The organism is Anaerobacillus sp. MEB173, assembly GCF_052119505.1.
GTDB lineage: Bacteria > Bacillota > Bacilli > Bacillales > JBJMAU01 > JBJMAU01.
Genome location: NZ_JBJMAU010000005.1, coordinates 88206 through 109011, shown reverse-complemented (window position 1 = coordinate 109011; position 20806 = coordinate 88206). Strand labels below are relative to the sequence as shown.

The following is a 20806-nucleotide window of genomic DNA, read 5'->3' as shown; positions in this document are numbered from 1 at the left end:
ATGACGTTTTTCTTGCAGATGTTAATTACAGGAATCGTTGTAGGGAGTATTTACGCGTTAGTTGCATTAGGATTCGTCCTCATTTACAAGGCGAGTGATGCCCTAAACTTAGCAAATGGTGAATTTGTATTAATTGGATCTTACATTTGTTTAACGTTAGTAGCAGTGTATCAAATTCCGTTCTTTATTGCCTTTCTTCTTACTTTAGCCTTTAATGCTGTTTTAGGTATGGCGGTTGAAAGGGTTGTACTAAGACCATTAATTAATGCTCCGGTTATTTCGGTCATTATGGCAACAATTGGTTTATCGAGTTTATTAGGCGGGATCGTTCATATGATTTGGGGCCATCAAACAAAGTCATATCCATCTATTTTCCCAACTGCGCCAATTGAAATAGGTGGAATCATTATTTCACCAGTTTATCTATGGTCGTTCATTATCGTTATGATTTTACTTGTTGCATTTACAATCTTCTTTAAATATTCAAAAATGGGTCTCGCAATGCGAGCAGTTGCAGACGATCAAATGGCGGCACTATCGATGGGAATCAGTGTTAAATCGGTATATGGAATTACGTGGGGTATCGCTGCATTAGTTGCTTCAGTAGGTGGGGTTTTGCTTGGAAATATCAACGGTGTTGACGCTTCAATGGCGATGATTGGTTTAACGGTACTTCCGGTTGTTATTTTAGGCGGACTGGACAGTATCCCAGGTGCGATTATAGGCGGATTTATCATTGGTATCTCACAAAACTTGGCTGCTGGTTACTTACAGCCAATTCTTGGAGGCGGTATTAAAGAAGTTATCCCATTTATCATTGTAATCATTATATTAATGCTTAAACCACATGGCCTCTTTGGCAAAGGTGGAATTGAAAGGGTGTGAATGAATGAAGAATCCGTTCGTTATGGAATGTGGGAACTACAAAACGAGCTATAAGAAAGACATGGCTCTTTATCGGAACCCGCGAATACAAAGAAGGATGTTAATAATTGTAGCGCTACTATTTTTGTTCCCGCTCTTTGCATCAAACTATGTCATTGGTCTTGCAACATTATGTGCCATTGCTGTTATCGGAGCGATTGGTTTAAATATTCTAACTGGTTTTACAGGACAAATTTCTGTTGGGGTAGGGGCTTTCTTAGCCGTAGGTGGATATACTTCAGCAATATTGACATCGACATTAGGTTGGAGCTTTTGGATTTCTCTTCCACTTGCCGGTATTGTCACAGCTGTTATTGGTGGATTATTTGGAATTCCGTCACTGCGATTAAAAGGTTTATACTTGGCGATTGCTACGTTAGCAGCTCAAGTTATTATCCTTTGGATTATCGGCCGTGCGAGTGGTTTAACTGGTGGTAGTGCGGGTATGATTTTAAGCCGACCATCCATTGGTGGATATTCATTTACTAGCCATAACAGTTATTATTACCTTTGCTTAACGGTTGCTGTAATAACAACGATCTATGCTTTAAATCTATTTCGTTCGAGAACAGGCCGTGCGTTCCTGGCTGTACGTGACCGAGATGTTGCTGCACAAATTATGGGAATTAACTTGTTTAATTACAAAGTAATGTCATTTGCAATCAGTTCATTCATTGTTGGTATTGCTGGTGCATTACTCGCACATTATACGATGGTTGTTACTGTTGAGCTCTACAGTATTGATGTTTCCATTCAATACTTAGCCATGATCTTAGTTGGTGGATTAGGCAGTGTGTTTGGTGCCATCTTAGGAGCAGTCTTCATCACTTTATTACCGGTAGGATTAGGCTTTATGGTTGAATTTTTGACAATTTATATGCCTGATGCTCACTCTCTGCTCTCATCATTCCGTGAATTTGTATTCGGTTTGGTAATCATTCTGTTCTTAATCTTTGAACCAGGTGGTCTGGTTCATATCTGGAATAACATCAAAAATTATTTCCGACTATGGCCATTCTCTTATTAAAACGTTAAGTAACTTTGGGATTTTGAAGCTATTACATACTAATTTAGTTAATAGTTGAAAGTTAAAAAGTTAAAAGTTATTGAAAGCTTCACTGAGAAGCTTTCAATAACTCTACACTCTACACTTTACACTCTAAACTTATAAATTACATAGTAATAGCTTCATCCAGATAAAAATGGTTTATCTATTAAAAGGGGGAAAATAGTAAATGAAAAGAAGTCGTTGGAGCAAAATTTCTACAGTTGTAGCATCATCTGTTCTTGCAATTGGTTTATTGGCAGGTTGTGGAGGCGGAGAGGAAGCTTCTACTGATTCTGCAGATGGAGGCAGTTCAGGGGATTCAGCAAAAGTAGTAAAAATCGGTGGAATCTTTGATGAGTCAGGTGCAACTGGTGATGTAGGTGCACCATATGCTGAAGGAGCAAGAGCTTACTATGAATACCTTAATGCAAATGGCGGATTTGATGGCTATCAAATCGAATTAGTTGGTGAAGATTATGCCTATGATATTAGTCGTGCACAACAAATCTATCAATCTTTAAGAGACCGTCATAAAGTACCTGCAATCATTGGATGGGGTACAGGAGATACAGAGGCTTTACGTAGTCAGATTATCAATGACGAAATTCCATTTATTTCTGGATCTTATTCCGAAAACTTAAAAGATACAGGAAGTGAAAGTGGATTTAACTACTTAACAGCAGCAAGTTATTCTGACCAAGGACGTGCAGTGTTAGAATGGATTGCTGAAAACCATGAAGGTGATAAGCCGGCTAGAGTAGCACTTGTATATCAAGAAGGACATCCGTTCAGTGAATCGCCAATGGCAGATCTGAAAGCGTACGCTGCTGAGAATTTAGCAGGTGTTGTTGAGCTTACTCCGGATATTTTAATCGAGCTTGGCGATACTGATCCACAAACGTCATTACAGTCATGGGCAAGAAGCAATGAAGTACCAGACTATACAATCATTAACTATACTTGGAACCAAACGAGAAATGTTGTTCGTGATGGAAAACGACTTGGCTGGGATACACAGTTTATGGGCTTAAACTGGACAGCTGGAGAAGGATTAATTCCTACTGGTAGCGATAACCAGCAATGGGTTGATTCATTAGATGGCTTTATTGGGGTAGTAACGCACGCGTTTCCGTTTGAAGATCTACCTGGTATGGATCCAATTAAAGAGTACCTAGATTCTAAAGGAAAATCAATTGAAGACATTAACCAAAAGTTCGTTCAAGGCTGGACATCAGCATCAATCTTTGGAGAAGCAATCCGTATTGCGATCGAAGAAAAAGGTGGAGATATCACTGGTCTTGATGTGAAAGCTGGTATGGAGTCTATTAACGATTTAGACTTAGGCGGATTAGGTTCAAATGTTTCATTCTCACCTGATAATCACGCTGGTACAGACAAAATCCGATTAGGTCAATTAAAAGATGGTCAATGGGAGATTATTACAGACTACTTTAGCTTTAGCGACTTAAAGTAAAGCTTACAAGTTTGGGAGGACAATCTAATCAAGTTGTCCTCTCAATTCTTTAAATAGTTATTAAAATAGTTAAAAGTTAATGAAAGCTTCTTCGGGAGGCTTTCATTAACTCTAAACTCTAAACTCTAAACTCTAAACTCTAAACTCTAAACTCTAAACTCTAAACTCTAAACTCTAAACTCTAAACTCTATTTGTAGGAGGTTGCGTATGCTCCGTCTTAGTAATATTGAAGTTGTTTATTCAAAAATGATTCTAGTGTTAAAGGGCGTTTCACTAGAAGTTCCGGAAGGTAAAATCGTATCACTACTAGGTAGTAACGGAGCAGGTAAATCGACAACATTAAAAGCGATTTCCGGCTTGTTAAAAAATGAAAACGGGCAAGTGACAGATGGGACGATTGAATTTGAAGGGCAAAAAATAAGTGGGATTGACCCAGATCAAATTGTAAAAAACGGTATTTTTCAATGTATTGAAGGCCGAAGAGTGTTTAAGCATTTAACTGTTGAGGAAAATCTTATGGCAGGCTCATATACTAGGAAAGATCGAAAAAATATTAAAGATGACCTAGAACGGGTATATCATTACTTTCCAAAATTGAAAATGCTGCGCTCAAGAGCTTCAGGCTTATTATCAGGTGGTGAGCAGCAAATGCTGGCCATTGGCAGAGGAATAATGGCAAAACCGAAGCTGCTCCTATTAGATGAGCCATCACTTGGGATTGCACCGCTACTCGTTAAAGAAATCTTCCAAAATATTAAACAAATCAACAAAGAAGAAGGAATGTCAATTTTGGTCGTTGAACAAAACGCCAATGTAGCACTTTCTATTGCAGACTATGGCTATATTATGGAAAATGGCCGAATCGCAATGGAAGGTCCAGTAGATTTTCTACTTTCAAATGAAGAGGTACGTGAGTTTTATCTTGGAATGAATGATAAAGGAAAGAAAAGTTTCCGGGATACAAAAACATATAAGAAAAAAGTGCGTTGGGTATAATTACTTTTACTTATTTTTGAAGTTGCAAAGAAAGGTGAGGAAATAGCTCCTCACCTTTTTTTAGCTGTTCAGTATTGTATTGTTAACATGTTTTATTTGACCGTTTCTTTTATAGACACGAGGGACTCGTTTCCCAATTAAACAAACGACCTCATAATTGATTGTACCCATATGCTCTGCGACTTCATCAATGGATAAGAAGCTTTTGTCATTTCCACCAAAGAGAGTTACCTCATCACCAATCGTAACAGCAGGAAGAGATGACACATCAATCATTGACTGATCCATACATACCCGGCCAACAATAGGTACTCGAGTATTGTGAACGAGAACGTGTCCTTTGTTCGATAATAAACGAGAAAAACCGTCTGCATAGCCAACCGGGATAGTAGCAATATCAGTTGCGTCTGTTGCTGTAAATGTACAACCGTAACTTATAGATGTTCCAGCACTTACTTTCTTTAATGCCGATATTTTTGTTTTAAAGTGCATCGCTTGCTGAAGCGGAAAAGCTGGATTATTCACATCTGCTGATGGGCGTAATCCATAAAGACTTATTCCAACACGGACCATGTCAAGGTGCATGTGAGGAAAGTTAATAGTTCCTGCACTGTTGCAGCAATGTTTGATCGGAATCGCAATCTTATGTTCCTCTAAATAATGGATCATCTCTGTGAATCGTTCGAATTGCTCATTTGTATATGTTGAGTCATCACTATCAGCACTGGCAAAGTGAGTAAAGAGTCCTTCTAGTACTATATTGTTGGCATTTACAGCGATATTTGCTAATGTAAGCAAATCTTCCTTTGTCGTTAGACCGACTCGACCCATTCCAGTATCGACTTTCAAATGAATAAGCGCTTTTTTATTTAAGTCTTCCGCACATTTGTTGCATTCTACAAGTACGTCTTCTGAATAAACAGTTATTGTAATGTCTTCTTCAATGGCTTTTATGACAGAAGTTGGCGGTGTATAGCCGAGAACTAAGATTGGCGTTGTTATACCATTCTTTCTTAAAACAAGTGCCTCATCCAAAAAAGCAACACCTAAATAGTCAGCTCCTGCTTCAAGTGCAGTTTTGGCTACTTCAACAGAGCCATGTCCATATCCGTCTGCCTTAACAACGGCCATAAATCTTGCGCCATTTGTAAGGTTATTTTTGAATGTCGTTGCATTATGATAAATCGAATCAAGAGAAATTTCTGTCCAAGTATCACGGTAACTAATAGTACTCATTATTAATGCTCCTTAAATATAAAGTGGGAAAGAGTTTCTGTATACTCTATCATAGAATACGACAAAGACCATGTAAATAGAGGAAAATCCCCTCATGATCTCAATCTTGAGGGGATCTTTATTTATATTTTTTATTAAACTGTAGCTACTGCTTTTTCAAGAGCTTTTTCTACAGGAACATATTCGTAGCCAAGGTCTCTAGCTACAGCTTCATAAGTGATCGAACCAGCAGCAACGTTAACACCAAGTTTAAGTGCTGGGTTTTCAGCAACTGCTTTGTTTACGCCTTTGTTTGCAATTTGTAGAGCGTAAGGAACAGTTACGTTTGTAAGACCGATTGTTGATGTTTTCGGAGCAGCACCAGGCATGTTAGCAACAGCATAGTGTACAACGCCATGTTTTTCATAAGTTGGGTTGTCATGAGTTGTAATGCGGTCAACTGTTTCAAAAATACCACCTTGGTCGATGGCTACGTCAACGATAACTGAACCAGGAGACATTGCTTTAATCATGTCTTCAGTTACAAGTTTAGGAGCTTTTGCACCAGGAATTAATACCGCACCGATAACTAAGTCAGACTCAGCAACAGCTTGAGCGATGTTTAAAGGATTAGACATTAATGTTTGAATGTCGTTTCCAAAGATATCATCTAATTGGCGAAGACGCTCAGGGCTAAGGTCGATGATTGTTACATCAGCTCCAAGTCCCATTGCAAGTTTCGCTGCGTTTGTTCCAACAACACCGCCACCGATAACTGTAACTTTTCCACGTTTAACACCTGGAATTCCAGCTAATAAGATTCCTTTACCGCCATTTGATTTTTGTAAGAATTGTGCACCGATTTGTGCAGACATACGACCAGCAACTTCACTCATTGGTGTAAGAAGTGGTAATGTACGATTTACTTCTACAGTTTCATATGCAATAGCAGTTACACCTTTTTCTGTTAATGCTTTCGCTAATTCAGGCTCAGCTGCTAAGTGTAAGTATGTGAATAGGATTAAGCCTTCACGGAAGTAGTTGTATTCAGATGCTAATGGTTCTTTAACTTTCATTACCATTTCAGCTGACCAAGCTTCAGCAGCAGTATCAACAATTGCAGCTCCAGCTTGAACATAATCTTCATTAGTGAATCCGCTTCCAAGACCAGCCTCAGTTTCAATGATTACTTTATGACCAGCTTTAACTAATGCATCTACCCCTGCAGGTGTTAAAGCAACACGGTTTTCATTATTTTTAATTTCTTTAGGTACTCCGATTAACATAATAAAAATCCCCCTTAAGTTCAGTCAATTTCAATTAAATTGCTTGATAATCACAGTATAGTTTTTCGTCTCGGATTCCGCATTGTTAAGAAAAGAAAAAGAAAGAAAGTCTATTTGTTTAAATTAACAAATAGACTTTCAAAACCGTTGATAAATCTAACCTAAAGGCAATAGTTTGTTATCAAAATTCTTTTTGATCAATTTTATTTAGTTTAATTTCCAAATATAATGTCATTTTCTGGTTAGGATCTTTAAGGTTCATCCCCGTGATTTCGGAAATACGTTTTAGGCGATAATTTAAAGTATTCGTATGAACATGAAGTTCTTTAGCGGCATCATGTACATTACTGTCATTATTTAAAAAGGCTTCTAATGTTTCAAGTAATTGTGTTTTATTAATTTTGTCATAATGAATTAACTGAAGCAGTGTAGAGTTTTCAAACCCATCTTCTTGTCTTTTTTGCAAAATGACATCTAAATATCGATAAATGCCAAGAGATTGATATGTATAAAGATGTCCAATTTCGTGTGGAAACTGATTTTTTAATTCTAATACAGTTAGTGCTTGTTGATAGCTGGCTTCAATTTTTTCATATTTATCATAAATATTGCCGCAACTTCCTTGAATACGTGAGACTTTAAATCGTTTGTTCATTTGGGCTACAAAATCACTAATAAATTCATTGATACTATGATGAAGCTCCTTTGACAAGTTTGGAGAGACAAGTAATATTAGTTCTTTTCTGTCAATTACATGAAATGGAACTCGGAGCTGCTGTGTTGTTGTGAGCATATAAGTAATATGTCGTTCATTGTCAGTCGTTATTTCTTCTTCAAATTGAAAAACAATAACCGCAACAGGGTTAGGCGGAATCATTTCTAGTTGTTCAATCTTCTTTTTAATTTCATTATGTGCTTTAATATGCCCCGTAAGTAACTGCCAAAAAAACTCTTGATGACCTTCTTCTTTCTTCTTTTTTCTTACTTGTAAATGTAAAAGCTGGTTTTTTGCTGTTTGTGCTGCTTGTTTCAATAGCTGTAATTCTTTTTCGGATAGCTTGTGGTCAATTTCTAATGCCCATATGTACCCTAACATTTCATTGTTCTTCTTTATGGAAATAGCAACGCGGTCACCTAACCCGATATCTGAGATTTGTGAAATTCTTATTGGTTCGTCACTTTGGTTAAGTTTAGGGATAACACCATCTCTCCATAGGCTATTGATTACTTTTTCAGGTACCCTTCGTCCAATAATCGTAGCCACTCTGGCTGGATCAGTTTGGTTATCGTGTGAACTATATGCAAGTAAACGGTGGTTAGAATCCTCAATCGTTATCGGACATTTTAAGACATCACTAATACGATCAACTAAATTTTCTAAGCTGCCGAATGTTCCTTTGAAGGGATCTCGTTCAAATTGTTTTTCTTTCATCGTGAATCTTCTCCTTAAGTAGTTAGAAATCCGACGACTATCTTCTTATATAAATAATTTACTGGATCATAATTATATCGTGTCTAAGGGACATATGCCACTGTGAAACGAAATTTGATGTAACAAAAGATTAAAAAATAAAATTATTCCTCAATCCCTTCCCGTATTCTGATAATTAGTACAGTTTTTTGAATAAATGGGGGATCATTGAAATAAAATTTCAAGCATTTGGAATAATGCCTAACTTACTTTTTTGAATTATATCTACATTTGTTTGGTTAAACAACAAAGTGACGTTATGTTTTAGTATATTCACAAATGGGAAGGTTCACAGAAATGTTAAAATTACGTTATCAGTCTTTCAAAAACATTTTTTTTCAACATTTTTGGAAGCGTTATCACTGGAGGGGGAAATACAGATGGATATTTTAGCAATATTGGATAAAATTAATGGTGTCCTTTGGGGAACGCCAAGTTTAATCCTATTATTCGGAACAGGATTACTGTTAACAGTGATGTTACGAGGCCTGCAATTTAGAAGGTTACTTTATGCATTTAAGCTTGGGTTTACAAAAGAGGGTAACTCGGATAAAGATGCTGAAGGCGATGTTAGTAACTTTAAAGCATTGATGACTGCATTAGCCGGAACAATTGGTAATGGTAATATTGCCGGGGTAGCAACAGCGATCACAATTGGGGGACCAGGAGCAATCTTCTGGATGTGGGTTGTTGGTTTATTAGGTATGGCAACAAAATACGCAGAGGCACTTCTAGCAATGAAATACCGTGTTAAAAATGCAAACGGTGAGTATTCAAGTGGTCCGATGTATTATGTTGAAAGAGGATTAGGTAAGAAATTTAAATGGTTAGCTGTAGCATTTGCAATCTTTGGAGCGTTTGCGGCTCTTGGAATCGGGAACAGTGTTCAGTCGAATACAATTGCTGATGTTATGCAATCATCTTTTGGTGTTAATAACGTAGTAACTGGAATTGTACTAGCATTATTAGCAGGTTTAATTATTTTTGGCGGAATTCAACGTATTAGTACTGTAGCAGGATTTTTCGTTCCAATTATGGCTGTATTATATATTGGTGGAGCACTTATTATTTTAGCGGTAAATTACGATCAAATTATTCCTGCATTTCAATTGATTTTCTTCTACGCGTTTAATCCAATTGCAGCAACAGGTGGATTTGTCGGTGTTGTTGTATCAGAAGCGATTCGTAACGGGGTAGCTCGTGGTATTTTCTCAAACGAAGCTGGTCTAGGTACAGCAGCATTAATTGCTGGTAATGCAAAGACAGATCATCCAGTTAAACAAGCGTTAGTAGCAATGACTGGTACGTTTATTGTAACAATTATCGTATGTACAATGACAGGATTAGTATTAATGATTTCAGGGTTCTGGGACATGACTGGTGGATTACTTTCAGGGGTACCGCATGAGGTTGGCCTCGATGGGGGAGCATTAACGTCAGCCGCGTTTGCTTCAGTATTAGGTAAAGTTGGAGAATACATTGTAGCTTTCTCAGTTATCTTCTTTGGTTTCTCAACAATTGTTGGTTGGTATGTATACGGTGAAAAATGTTTTGAGTATCTAGTTGGTACGAAGGGGATTATGTTCTACCGTGGAATCTACATCTTTGCAACAGGTCTTGGAGCAGTTGCAAGCTTAACATTAGTATGGGCATTTGCTGATATGGCGAACGCACTAATGATGATCCCGAACTTAATTGCTTTAATTCTATTAAGTAAGGTAGTCGTTAGAGAAACAAATGACTTCTTTGAAAATCACTACAAAGCAGCAAAAACAATGAAAAAAGCAAGTTAATTTCTTAAAAAATTAAAAGTGGAAAGTTAAAAGTTAAAACATTGAAAAGCGTCGATTTCATGTATGAAATCGATGCTTTTCAACTTTAGCTAAAAGCTATTAACTTTCAACTTTCAACAACACAACACTCTACATTAATGCGTTCCCCGATGTCGGTAACGGTCTTTAATTCTTTCATTATAATGTGCCTCAATGTTTTCTGCTGAAAGTAAGCTGATGTTGGCGATTTCAGGTACATCATAATAAATTCTAGTCTGTTCATTGTTTAACCGTACATAGAGGGTTTTTGTTACCTCATCATAACCAATTTCAGCAAGCTCATCTCCGCCTACTTGAATATAATTAATTCCATTATCCATAAATCACTCACTCCATTTCTATTATAAGAATATTTTTTCCGATTTTCCGTAGAAAGAAACCCTTCACATTGACATATTTCCTTATCATTTTGATCAAAAATGTTATCCATCAGTTTTATTTTTCAATGATCTTCATAATTTATACATAATTACAAGGTATACTCAACTTTGGATTAAAGAAATTTCCGATCCAATGAAAAACAAAAGCTACATTTCTATAAAAAAATGACAAAAAGTGATATAGTATTTTAAGAGAAAAATGCTGAAAGGAACACATGAATGAATACTACTAAAAAGGCAGTCGTTGAATATAGTTTATTTGCAGCATGGGCAATATCTTTTATAGCAACATTGGGAAGTTTATTTTTTTCAGAGGTGATTGGATATATTCCATGTGAGCTTTGTTGGTATCAGCGTATTGTGATGTATCCGCTCGTCGTGATCTTAGGGATTGCTGTTGTGAGAAAGGATGCAAAACAATATATTTATGTATTACCAATTGCAAGTATTGGATTTGTCATATCCTTTTATCATTATCTAATACAGAAGGTCCCGGCTTTCGCCAGTAACTCGATTTCGTGCGGAGTTATCCCTTGTACGACACAGTATATTAACTGGGCTGGGTTTATTACCATTCCGTTTCTGGCATTAAGTGCATTTACAGCGATTATCGTATGTTGTTTGCTAATCTGGAAATACGATAAATAAAAAGAAGAAGGAGAGTAAGATGAAGAAAATTATTATTTTTTCACTAGTTATTGTTGTCTTTTTTGCAGCATTGGCTGTTGTAACGAATAACAAAAATTCGCAGCAGGTCGAAGGAAATCCTTATGGTAAAGAGAAATTAAACCCTGCTACAGTTAAACAATTAGATGACCCAAATTACCAAAATCAAATTTTACCAGAGGAATTACGGACGTCATTAGATGCGGGTGAAACAGTGACTGTATATTTCTACAGCCCTACTTGTCAATATTGTAATCAAGCATCACCAGTTATTGTCCCAATGGCAGAATCATTAGGAATTGATATGAAATTATTTAACTTACTTGAGTTCGAAGAGGGATGGGAAGATTACCCAGTACGAAGCACACCAACTGTCATTCATTTTGTTGATGGTGAACCTGTTGCCGGGATTGAAGGATTTGGCGGCGACTTAGGTGAGGAAGAATACAAAGAGTGGTTTTCACAATTAAAGTAAGGTCAAAGAGAAAGTAGATAACGATGTCTACTTTCTCTCTTTTTTTATCATTTTTTAGAATTATAGTATGTTCCAAGGATTATTTAGATTATCTCACTGAACATTGAACGTAATGCAGTTTTTAAAATTTTACCTGATGGATTTCTTGGTAATTCATGAACGAATTCAACCGATTTCGGTTTTTTATAGCTGGCTATCTTTCCGTTGCAAAACTGAATTACATCCTCTTCTGTAAGGGTATTGTCTCTTGGTACAACAATTGCCTTGACAGATTCTCCCCAGGTTGGATCAGGAACACCGATTACGGCGACATCAAGAATTTTTTCATTTGTATAAAGAATCTCTTCAATTTCTCGCGGATAAATGTTTACCCCGCCACTAATTAACATATCTTTCTTGCGGTCAACAATATAATAGTATCCTTCGTCATCTTGCATGGCCATATCGCCAACCGAGAAATAGTCGTCCAAAAATGACTCAGCATTCGCTTTTTCGTTTTTATAGTAACCATCCAACAGGTACGGTGTTTTAATATACAGTTCGCCAATTTCTCCTCTAGCCACAGGCTGTTTATTCTCATCTAAGATTTTACATTCTACAAATGGAAAAGGCTGACCAACGCAGCGATCTTTGCGTCGGATATCTTTTGGCTTGATGTTTAATGTAATCGCACTTTCTGTTGACCCATAAAACTCGTGTAAATCAGCTTCAGGAAAGCATGATAAAATATCATTTTTGGTCTGAGTAGGGAGTGCCGCTCCAGCAGAGATCATAACTCTCATTGAAGAAGAATTATAGTTCGATTTGATGTCATCAGGTAAATTAACAATAAAATTAAACATTGTCGGTGCCATAAATGTATTTGTAATTTGATATGTTTGAACGTCATCTAAGAACTGTTCAGGAGAGAATGATTCCTGAATGACAAGCGTACCACCAACAATTAACTGCATAACAAGAAATATCCAAGGTGCCGCATGATAAATAGGACCAGCGACTAAATGGACATCAGACTCATCGATTTTATATTCATAAGCGGCAACCATTCCAGTTAAGATACGAGATTTGTGTGAAATGACAACTCCTTTTGGTTTTCCAGTTGTTCCTGAAGTATAGCCAAAATAAAACGGATCTTGTTCATTGACTTGAACAGCAGGCTCCTCACTGGAACCTGTTTGTAAAAATTGGTCATAATCGACAGTTTGCTCAGTAGAAGCACCGATGACAAGAATCGTATCAAGCTGAGGTAATTTCGGTATAAGCGTAACAACTTCTTTTTCATATTCATTCGTTGTAATAAATCCGCGGCATTCGGAATCATTTACAATATATTCGACTTCAGAACCAACAAGGCGGAAGTTTATCGGAACAATAATCACACCGATCTTTGACAATCCTGCAATCACTTCGATATACGCTCGGTGGTTTTTCATGAATACCGCTACTTTGTCACCTTTTTTGTAGCCTTTCATTAAGAAAGCGTTTGCAATTTTGTTTGAGCGCTCATTCAGTTCTTCGTATGTATAACATTGTCCTTTATAAATGACCGCATTCTTATTTGCGTACTTTACCGCGTTCTGTCGCATAATTGATCCAAAAGTAAGCATGATACCGACCTCCTATAAAATAATATGTACCTATAGAAATTGTAACAAATTCAGAAAATTTTGTCATCAAATTATAAAGAACAAAAATATATGTTATGCCATTGTAAATATGATCCTAGATGATGATGAAGTCGTTACAGACATAATTGTTGATGTAGCGGATGATCATATCGAGGTAAAAAAAAGATAATCAAATGATGAGTGAAAGTCGGGACAGCGATCTCGGCTTTTTTTGTAATTGATAGAGCTTATGAAAAAGGAAGTAAGTTGAATTTGTTGAAATTATAGACAGTAGAATATTCTTTTTATCATTCAAAGACGTAGTAAATATATGAGTACAACTTGGGAGAAATCGTCATAACTTTTTATATTCCATCTTATTATTAAAATAGAGTTTTAATTAATAGAGAGTGAGTGATGTCCAGTGGTAAAAGATAAAGTGGTTTTTATTACAGGTTCGGCTAGTGGGATTGGATTTGAGCTAGCAAGAAAATTTGCTGATAACGGTGCAAAAGTTGCAATAAGTGACTTAAAACGTGAATTGGTTGATAAGGCGGTTACCACTTTACAAAAGAGCGGTGCAGAGGTGATTGGGTTCAAGTGTGATGTAACATGTGAACAAGAACTTATTGAAAGTATGAATGAAACAGTTAATCATTTTGGTCGTCTTGATGTCGTAATTAACAATGCTGGACTGCAACACGTTGCCAGTATTGAAGAATTTCCAACGGAAAAATTTGAGTTATTAACAAAAGTCATGCTCGTAGCCCCTTTTATGGCGATCAAACATGCTTTTCCAATTATGAAAAAACAACAGTTTGGTCGAATTATTAATATGGCTTCCATTAATGGATTGATTGGGTTTGCTGGTAAGGCTGCTTATAATAGTGCAAAGCATGGGGTAATTGGATTAACAAAAGTGGCGGCATTAGAGGGAGCGGAGTATGGAGTCACAGTTAATGCTGTCTGTCCGGGCTATGTTGATACACCATTAGTTAGAAATCAACTTGATGATTTAGCGAAAAACCGTAATATAACAGTAGACAAAGTGATGGAAGAAGTGATTTACCCGCTTGTTCCACAAAAGCGACTATTAGATGTGGAAGAAATTGCGGATTATACAATGTTTTTAGCAAGTGAACGGGCAAAAGGAATCACGGGCCAGGCAGTTGTTATTGATGGGGGCTATACAACTCAATAGGGGAAAGGTTAAAAGTTAATATCAACTACTAACCAACTAACCTACTAAAACGAGGTGATTTAATGAAGGATTCGAAAATCGAAGTAAATGGAATTGACCTCCATGTTGTTGACTATGGGGGAGAAGGTGAAACGATTATCTGTGTTCATGGTTTAACGGCAAATTGTCGGTTTTGGGATTGTATTGCAGAACAGTTCATTGATCAATATCGAGTTATTGCGTTTGACTTGCGGGGAAGGGGAGATAGTGCAAAGCCAGTAAGTGGTTACAATATACAGCAACATGCAGAAGATGTAAAGGGGATACTTGAACACTATGAAATTGAAAAAGCAATCTATGTAGGGCACTCATTAGGGGCAATGATTGGAGCATGTTTTGCAGCTACATATCCAGACCGTCTAAGATCGTTAATTTTAATTGACGGCGGAGCAGATGTAGAGCCGAACGTTTCTGAAATTCTTCGTCCTGCGATTGGAAGGTTAGGTAAAGTTTCAAAGAGTTTTAATGCGTATACAGATGAGTTGAAGGCGATTCCATTTTTTAAAGATTGGAATTCTTACATTGAACAATATTTTTATTTTGATGTTATTCATAATGAGGATGGCAGTGTTGTTTCAAAAGTAAGTAAAAATGCTATTGTACAAGAAATGAATGCTTTATTAGAAAGTAATGTTAACCAATTTCATAAAAAAATAAAAACACCGACTTTACTGCTTTGGGCTCCGCAAAGTTTGTACCATCCAACAGCTTACATCGTTACAAAAGAAAAAGGTGAAGAAATGGTCCATATGATTCCTAATAGTAAGTTCGTACCGATTAAAGAGTCGAATCACTACTCCATTGTTTTGAATGAGTATGAGGACGTAGCCCGAGAAATAAAAAAATTCTTAGCAGGAGAATAATGAAATTACTGAAATTACTTTATAAATATAAAGTAATATAAAACATATTATCATTTTCAGAAAACATTTTGTTAGTTTGTATATATTAAAAAGGTAGTCTCAACGAGTGAAACGTTGAAACTACCTTTTTTTATTTTTTTAAAATATTATGATGATTTAAACATCATTTAATGATAGAATTTTCACATATATAATAATGACAAAATACTAGCTATTCTAACATTTTTTGTAAAAATTCAGGTCCAAACATACTAGGAGAGGTGAAAACATGAAAAGTTTACAGGGAAAATTATTATTCGTTATCTTACCGGTTTTAATTTTGGCATTATTATTTGTGACATATGTAAACAACAGTCAAGCACAAAAGTTTCTTGAAGGGGAGTTTAACGAAAAAGCCGAAGTAAGTTTAGAAAAAGCACAAATCGAAATTAATGAATATTTCGTTCAAAGGCTGAAAGAGATTGAAGTACTAGCGAATACGAGTACAATTCAATCGATGAATGTTGAACAGATTGTTCCTTATCTAGCATCAGAATTAGCGCGAATGGGAAGTTATGAAATGCTTCTTGTGTCTGATCTGGATGGGATGGCGACATCACATGCAGGGACAGAAGCAGATGTTAGAGATCGTGATTATTTTGTTGCAGCAACACAATCTGGTGAAACGGTTCTATCACAACCTATTATTTCACGAGCAACAGAGGAATTAGTTGTAGCAATAGGTGCACCAATTAGAAATGAACAGGGACTTGCTGGGGTGGTCATTGCTACTGTACCAATCTCAGATATTGTCTCTCTTGTATCAAATCTTCAAATTGGACAAAACGGCTATGCTTTTCTTGTTAATGAAAGCGGTATCGTTATTGCTCACCCGAATCAAGAACTGATTATGGAGACGAATTTCCTGGAATCATCGGATTCAACATTTCGGTCAATAATTGAGCGGTCGATCAATAATGAAACCGGGAGTCTAGTTTTTAATGACAATGGTGTGGAAAGCTATGGCTATTATACAGTGATTCCTGAAACGAATTGGGGATTAGTTATTTCTGCTCCAGTTGCAGAGGTAACTAGTAATATATCGTATTTAGCTAAATTATCATTTATTACTGCTGCAGTAGTTCTAGTATTAAGTGCAATTATTATAATTTTATTTGCTAGACGTATTGTTATCCCAATCAAACAATTAAGTGAACTGACTTCAAGAGTTGCAGAAGGTGATCTCACAATATCAGTAGATCATCGTTCACGTGATGAAGTTGGAGTATTGTCAAATAATTTTAATACAATGGTTTTAAAAATGCAGGAAATGCTAAAAAATATTGATACTGTATCAAATACAGTGAAAAGCTCGTCAGATACACTACTAGTTTCAAGTCAAGAGACAAAACAGGCATCAGAGCAAGTAGCTGTTACGATTTCAGAGTTAGCTTCTGGCATGACCGATATTTCACATTCAGTAACAACAACAACTGACCAAATGAACCATATGGTTACTACAGTAAATGAGATTTCAAGTTTTACGGATGAAGTGATCGCTACGTCATCTCAAAGCAAGGCGGCAACAGAACGAGGAAAACTATCAGCCAACCAAGCTGTTGAAAGAATGGTTGAAGTAAATCGTAGTGTTGAAGAAGCAGCAACAATTATTCGAAAACTTGATCAACAGTCAAAAGAAATAGGAAATATTATCGGGATGATTACAAATATTGCTGACCAAACCAATCTGCTTGCTTTAAATGCGTCAATTGAGGCTGCACGGGCAGGGGAACATGGGAGAGGTTTTGCTGTTGTTGCCGATGAAGTTAGAAAGCTTGCTAGTGAAACAAGCGACTCTGCAGAGAGAATTGCAAGATTAATTCACGAAACGCAAAATGAAAGTAATCGCGCTGTTTCAGCGATTGAAAGTGGATTTAAAGTTGTTGATGAAGGTACAGGTACAGTAAGAGATGCAGGAAAAGCCTTTGAGGAAATTGATCGTTTTGTCGATAATGTTCTGAATAAAAATAAAGAAATTGATCAATCAATCAAACAATTACATTCAATTGCCAAAGACATTGGTACGAATATGGAGAGCGTTTCTGCAGTTATCGAGGAAGCGACGGCTGGAACTGAAGAAGTAAGTGCAAGCAGTGAAGAGCAGTCCGCATCAGCAAATCAGATTTCCTATGATGCTGAGAGTCTTGCTGAATTAGCAAATGAACTTCAAAAGATTATGACACAATTTAGAACAAAGTAAAAAAGGCGCCTAAGGGCGCTTTTTTTGTATAAAATGAGAGTAAATTTAGAATTAAGAATGTAGAATTAAGAATTAGAGAATAATTCCTTTTAAGAGGTTAAATTAATTTCTTAAAATAGCTTCGTAGAATATACGACCCATAATTCTAAATTCTATATTTTAAATTATAAATTATTTTTTTATATTTCTGTCTTGACAATAGTCGTCAAAGTTTTTAGAATTTAAGTAAGCAGACTGACTAGTCGGTTTGGGGAAGGTTCGATTAGCACTGCTAACCAGCCCAGAGCAAATAAAGATTGTTAGGAGGCTGGATAAAGCCATTGTGCTTTTCATATGATAAATGAAAACGTTTTAACGAATGATGTTAAGGATAGGAATGGAGGGGTTAATTTGTTTAAAAAAGTACTTATTGCCAATCGTGGAGAAATCGCAGTACGTATCATTCGCGCATGTAAAGAGCTAGGTGTCGCTACTGTAGCCGTTTATTCTGAGGCAGATAAAGATGCGCTGCATGTTCGACTAGCTGACGAAGCCTATTGTATAGGACCTCATTTATCAAAGGCGAGTTATTTAAACACAACCAATATTTTAAGCGTTGCTACAAAAGCTCAGGTTGATGCCATTCACCCTGGATATGGATTTTTAGCTGAGAATGCAGATTTTGCAGAGTTATGTGCAGATTGTAATATTACATTTATCGGACCATCACCTGAAGCAATTAACAAAATGGGTGCAAAAGCAGTAGCAAGAGATACAATGCAAGCAGCATTTGTACCAATTGTTCCAGGGACCGATGGCATTATTGATGATGTCGACAAAGCTCTAGAAACAGCAAAGGAAATTGGCTTCCCAGTAATCGTTAAAGCGACTGCTGGTGGAGGCGGTAAAGGAATGCGTGTTGCAGAGACTGAGGAAGATTTGAAAAAAGCAGTCTCAATGGCGCAGCAAGAAGCTGAAACAGCGTTTGGAAATGCCGGTGTTTATTTAGAGAAATACATTGAGGAACCACGTCACGTTGAAATTCAAATCATTGGCGATAATTATGGAAACGTTGTTCACCTTGGTGAGCGCGATTGCTCAATTCAACGTCGACATCAAAAATTAATAGAAGAAGCCCCATCACCAGCTTTAGATGAACAACTACGTGAGCAAATGGGACAAGCAGCATTAAAAGCTGCAAAAGCTGTTAACTATTCAGGAGCTGGGACAGTTGAGTTTTTATTAGACAAACATAAAAACTTCTACTTCATGGAAATGAATACACGTATTCAAGTAGAGCATCCAGTTTCAGAGTTAGTCACAGGTGTTGACTTAATCAAGGAGCAAATCTGTGTTGCTGCAAACTATCCATTATCATTTACGCAAGAAGAGATTGAAATTAATGGTTGGTCTATTGAATGTCGTATCAATGCTGAAAATCCAGACAAAAACTTCATGCCATCACCAGGAACAATTAACATGTATTTACCTCCAGGAGGACTTGGTGTTCGTGTCGATAGTGCAGCATATACGGGATATACAATTTCACCGTTTTATGATTCAATGATTGCAAAATTAATTGTTCATGGTAAAGATCGTGACGAGGCAATTGCAAGAATGAAACGTGCACTAAGTGAATTTGTTGTTGAGGGAATTGATACAACAATTCCATTCCATTTGCGATTATTAGAAAATGAAGATTTTGTCGCTGGAAATTTTGATACGAAGTTTTTAGAGAAGAACAAAATCTAAAAGATAACCATTCGGTTAGATTATAGAGGATGATTTAAAGCAGGTTTGGAAAAAATAAGTAAAGGCCCAATTAAACAAAGTGTCGTTACGTCAAAAGTAGGTGATATGAAGCTATGGCTCGAAAAACGACCAAAGATCGCATTGCCGAAACAGCCTTACAACTATTTGAAGTGAATGGTTTCCATGCCGTTACTGTTGATAAAATTGTCCAAGAGAGTGGAACTTCCAAGGGTGGGTTTTATCATAATTTCAAATCAAAGGATGAACTACTTTATACGATCCATGACTCATTTATCACATATGTTTTGGATAAGGCGCAAGAGGCATATGAGAAATGGCAAACACCTACTGAGCGTCTTTATGAAACAGTCAAGTCATTTGTGATGATGTTTGAAATGTATCGATCACATGTAACGGTTTTTTACCAAGAGAGTCTTTATTTAGCACCAGAATACTTTCAACAAATTAAACACAAACGTGATCGGTACAAAGAGATGATGTTTCGAATTGTTCAGGAAGGAATAGATGCTGGCGAATTTCGTCCAGAGGTGCCTGTTCCGATTATGTCAATGGCCATCTTTGGGATGATTAACTGGACGTATAAATGGTATAAGGCAAATGGTCTTTATTCTGTAGATGAAATTGCGAATATTTATGCCGATCTAGTCTTGCATTCAATTTTAACAAAAGACGCACTAGAAAAAGTTGAATATAGTCATTTGTTTTTAAAGAATAAATAACATTGTCAACTTGAGACCGACTAGTCGGTTTACAAATAAAACTATTAAACTAAACTACTATCGTAGAGATATGAAGGAGAGAAATAATTATGTTAAAAGTAAATGATATTAAAGAATTAATCCGTGCTGTAGACCGTTCATCAATTGGAGAACTTGTAATCAGTGGCGAAAACAAAGAGAAAATTACAATCCGTAAGCAAACAGTTGGAGTTGCAGTTGAGGCACCAGTTGTTCCAGTTCAAGCTCCTGTAGAAGAAGTTAAAGCTGAGCCGACAGTAGCAGCGGCACCAGCTCCGGCACCTGTGAAAGAAGAAAAGGCAGAAGCTCCAGCTGCAACTGACGAGTCACTGCACAAAATTGTTTCACCAATGGTAGGAACTTTCTATGCAGCACCAGCACCTGATCAAGACGCATATGTAAAAGTTGGCGATAAAGTAACTTCAGATTCAGTCGTTTGTATCGTTGAAGCTATGAAATTAATGAACGAGCTTGAAGCGGAAGTATCAGGAGAAATCGTAGAAATTCTTGTTGAAAATGGACAGCTTGTAGAATATGGACAACCTTTATTCCTTGTAAAAGAATAACAGCATTGTCATCATCAGAAAATAGATGCTAAGG

General features: G+C 36.7%; 18 protein-coding genes. 13 read left to right on the top strand and 5 right to left on the bottom strand.

Annotation, left to right across the window (positions count from 1 at the left end; genetic code table 11):
* The 4 genes from ACJ2A9_RS12355 (at position 1) to ACJ2A9_RS12340 (ending at position 4443) form a co-directional block, all read left to right on the top strand.
* Positions 1-885 carry a branched-chain amino acid ABC transporter permease gene (locus ACJ2A9_RS12355; RefSeq protein WP_441421971.1) on the top strand — a complete coding sequence of 295 codons (885 nt, stop codon included), beginning with the start codon at positions 1-3 and terminating at the stop codon, positions 883-885.
* Between the two features lie 4 nt (positions 886-889).
* Positions 890-1951 (top strand): branched-chain amino acid ABC transporter permease, encoded by a 1062-nt coding sequence (locus tag ACJ2A9_RS12350; protein WP_441421970.1) that lies wholly within the window; start codon positions 890-892, stop codon positions 1949-1951.
* Between the two features lie 208 nt (positions 1952-2159).
* Positions 2160-3446 (top strand): ABC transporter substrate-binding protein, encoded by a 1287-nt coding sequence (locus ACJ2A9_RS12345; RefSeq protein WP_441421969.1) that lies wholly within the window; start codon positions 2160-2162, stop codon positions 3444-3446.
* Between the two features lie 208 nt (positions 3447-3654).
* The gene (locus tag ACJ2A9_RS12340; protein ID WP_441421968.1) at positions 3655-4443 is read left to right on the top strand and encodes an ABC transporter ATP-binding protein; all 789 of its coding nucleotides are present in this window, start codon (positions 3655-3657) and stop codon (positions 4441-4443) included.
* A gap of 60 nt (positions 4444-4503) precedes the next feature.
* On the opposite strand, the gene alr is transcribed toward ACJ2A9_RS12340, so the two are convergent.
* From alr to ACJ2A9_RS12325, 3 genes are all read right to left on the bottom strand, one after another.
* A complete protein-coding gene (gene alr, locus ACJ2A9_RS12335; protein ID WP_441421967.1) occupies positions 4504-5679 on the bottom strand; it encodes an alanine racemase in 1176 nt (391 codons plus the stop codon).
* 134 nt (positions 5680-5813) lie between these two features.
* Positions 5814-6944 carry an alanine dehydrogenase gene (ald, locus tag ACJ2A9_RS12330; RefSeq protein WP_441421966.1) on the bottom strand — a complete coding sequence of 377 codons (1131 nt, stop codon included), beginning with the start codon at positions 6942-6944 and terminating at the stop codon, positions 5814-5816.
* 181 nt (positions 6945-7125) lie between these two features.
* The gene (locus tag ACJ2A9_RS12325) at positions 7126-8376 is read right to left on the bottom strand and encodes a PucR family transcriptional regulator (RefSeq protein ID WP_441421965.1); all 1251 of its coding nucleotides are present in this window, start codon (positions 8374-8376) and stop codon (positions 7126-7128) included.
* 419 nt (positions 8377-8795) lie between these two features.
* On the opposite strand from ACJ2A9_RS12325, the gene ACJ2A9_RS12320 reads away from it, so the two are divergent.
* Positions 8796-10208, top strand: a complete 1413-nt coding sequence (locus tag ACJ2A9_RS12320) for an alanine/glycine:cation symporter family protein (protein ID WP_441421964.1) — start codon at positions 8796-8798, stop codon at positions 10206-10208.
* A gap of 134 nt (positions 10209-10342) precedes the next feature.
* On the opposite strand, the gene ACJ2A9_RS12315 is transcribed toward ACJ2A9_RS12320, so the two are convergent.
* The gene (locus tag ACJ2A9_RS12315) at positions 10343-10567 is read right to left on the bottom strand and encodes a KTSC domain-containing protein (protein WP_441421963.1); all 225 of its coding nucleotides are present in this window, start codon (positions 10565-10567) and stop codon (positions 10343-10345) included.
* Between the two features lie 279 nt (positions 10568-10846).
* On the opposite strand from ACJ2A9_RS12315, the gene ACJ2A9_RS12310 reads away from it, so the two are divergent.
* A complete protein-coding gene (locus ACJ2A9_RS12310) occupies positions 10847-11275 on the top strand; it encodes a disulfide oxidoreductase (protein WP_441421962.1) in 429 nt (142 codons plus the stop codon).
* 19 nt (positions 11276-11294) lie between these two features.
* Positions 11295-11768, top strand: coding sequence for a thioredoxin family protein (locus ACJ2A9_RS12305; RefSeq protein ID WP_441421961.1), 474 nt, complete (start codon positions 11295-11297; stop codon positions 11766-11768).
* Between the two features lie 83 nt (positions 11769-11851).
* Here the strand turns inward: ACJ2A9_RS12305 and ACJ2A9_RS12300 are convergent, their stop codons facing one another.
* A complete protein-coding gene (locus ACJ2A9_RS12300; protein ID WP_441421960.1) occupies positions 11852-13375 on the bottom strand; it encodes a class I adenylate-forming enzyme family protein in 1524 nt (507 codons plus the stop codon).
* Positions 13376-13799: 424 nt separating this feature from the next.
* Between ACJ2A9_RS12300 and ACJ2A9_RS12295 the strand changes: the two genes are divergently transcribed.
* The 6 genes from ACJ2A9_RS12295 (at position 13800) to accB (ending at position 20772) form a co-directional block, all read left to right on the top strand.
* A complete protein-coding gene (locus ACJ2A9_RS12295; protein WP_441421959.1) occupies positions 13800-14576 on the top strand; it encodes a 3-hydroxybutyrate dehydrogenase in 777 nt (258 codons plus the stop codon).
* 62 nt (positions 14577-14638) lie between these two features.
* Positions 14639-15478 (top strand): alpha/beta fold hydrolase, encoded by an 840-nt coding sequence (locus ACJ2A9_RS12290; protein WP_441421958.1) that lies wholly within the window; start codon positions 14639-14641, stop codon positions 15476-15478.
* A 268-nt stretch (positions 15479-15746) separates the two neighbouring features.
* Positions 15747-17717, top strand: coding sequence for a methyl-accepting chemotaxis protein (locus tag ACJ2A9_RS12285; RefSeq protein ID WP_441421957.1), 1971 nt, complete (start codon positions 15747-15749; stop codon positions 17715-17717).
* 390 nt (positions 17718-18107) lie between these two features.
* Positions 18108-19448 (top strand): acetyl-CoA carboxylase biotin carboxylase subunit, encoded by a 1341-nt coding sequence (gene accC / locus ACJ2A9_RS12280; RefSeq protein ID WP_441421956.1) that lies wholly within the window; start codon positions 18108-18110, stop codon positions 19446-19448.
* Positions 19449-19561: 113 nt separating this feature from the next.
* Entirely contained in the window at positions 19562-20188 is a 627-nt protein-coding gene (locus ACJ2A9_RS12275) for a TetR/AcrR family transcriptional regulator (protein WP_441421955.1), read from the top strand.
* 89 nt (positions 20189-20277) lie between these two features.
* Positions 20278-20772, top strand: coding sequence for an acetyl-CoA carboxylase biotin carboxyl carrier protein (gene accB, locus ACJ2A9_RS12270; protein ID WP_441421954.1), 495 nt, complete (start codon positions 20278-20280; stop codon positions 20770-20772).
* The last annotated feature ends 34 nt before the right edge of the window (positions 20773-20806 follow it).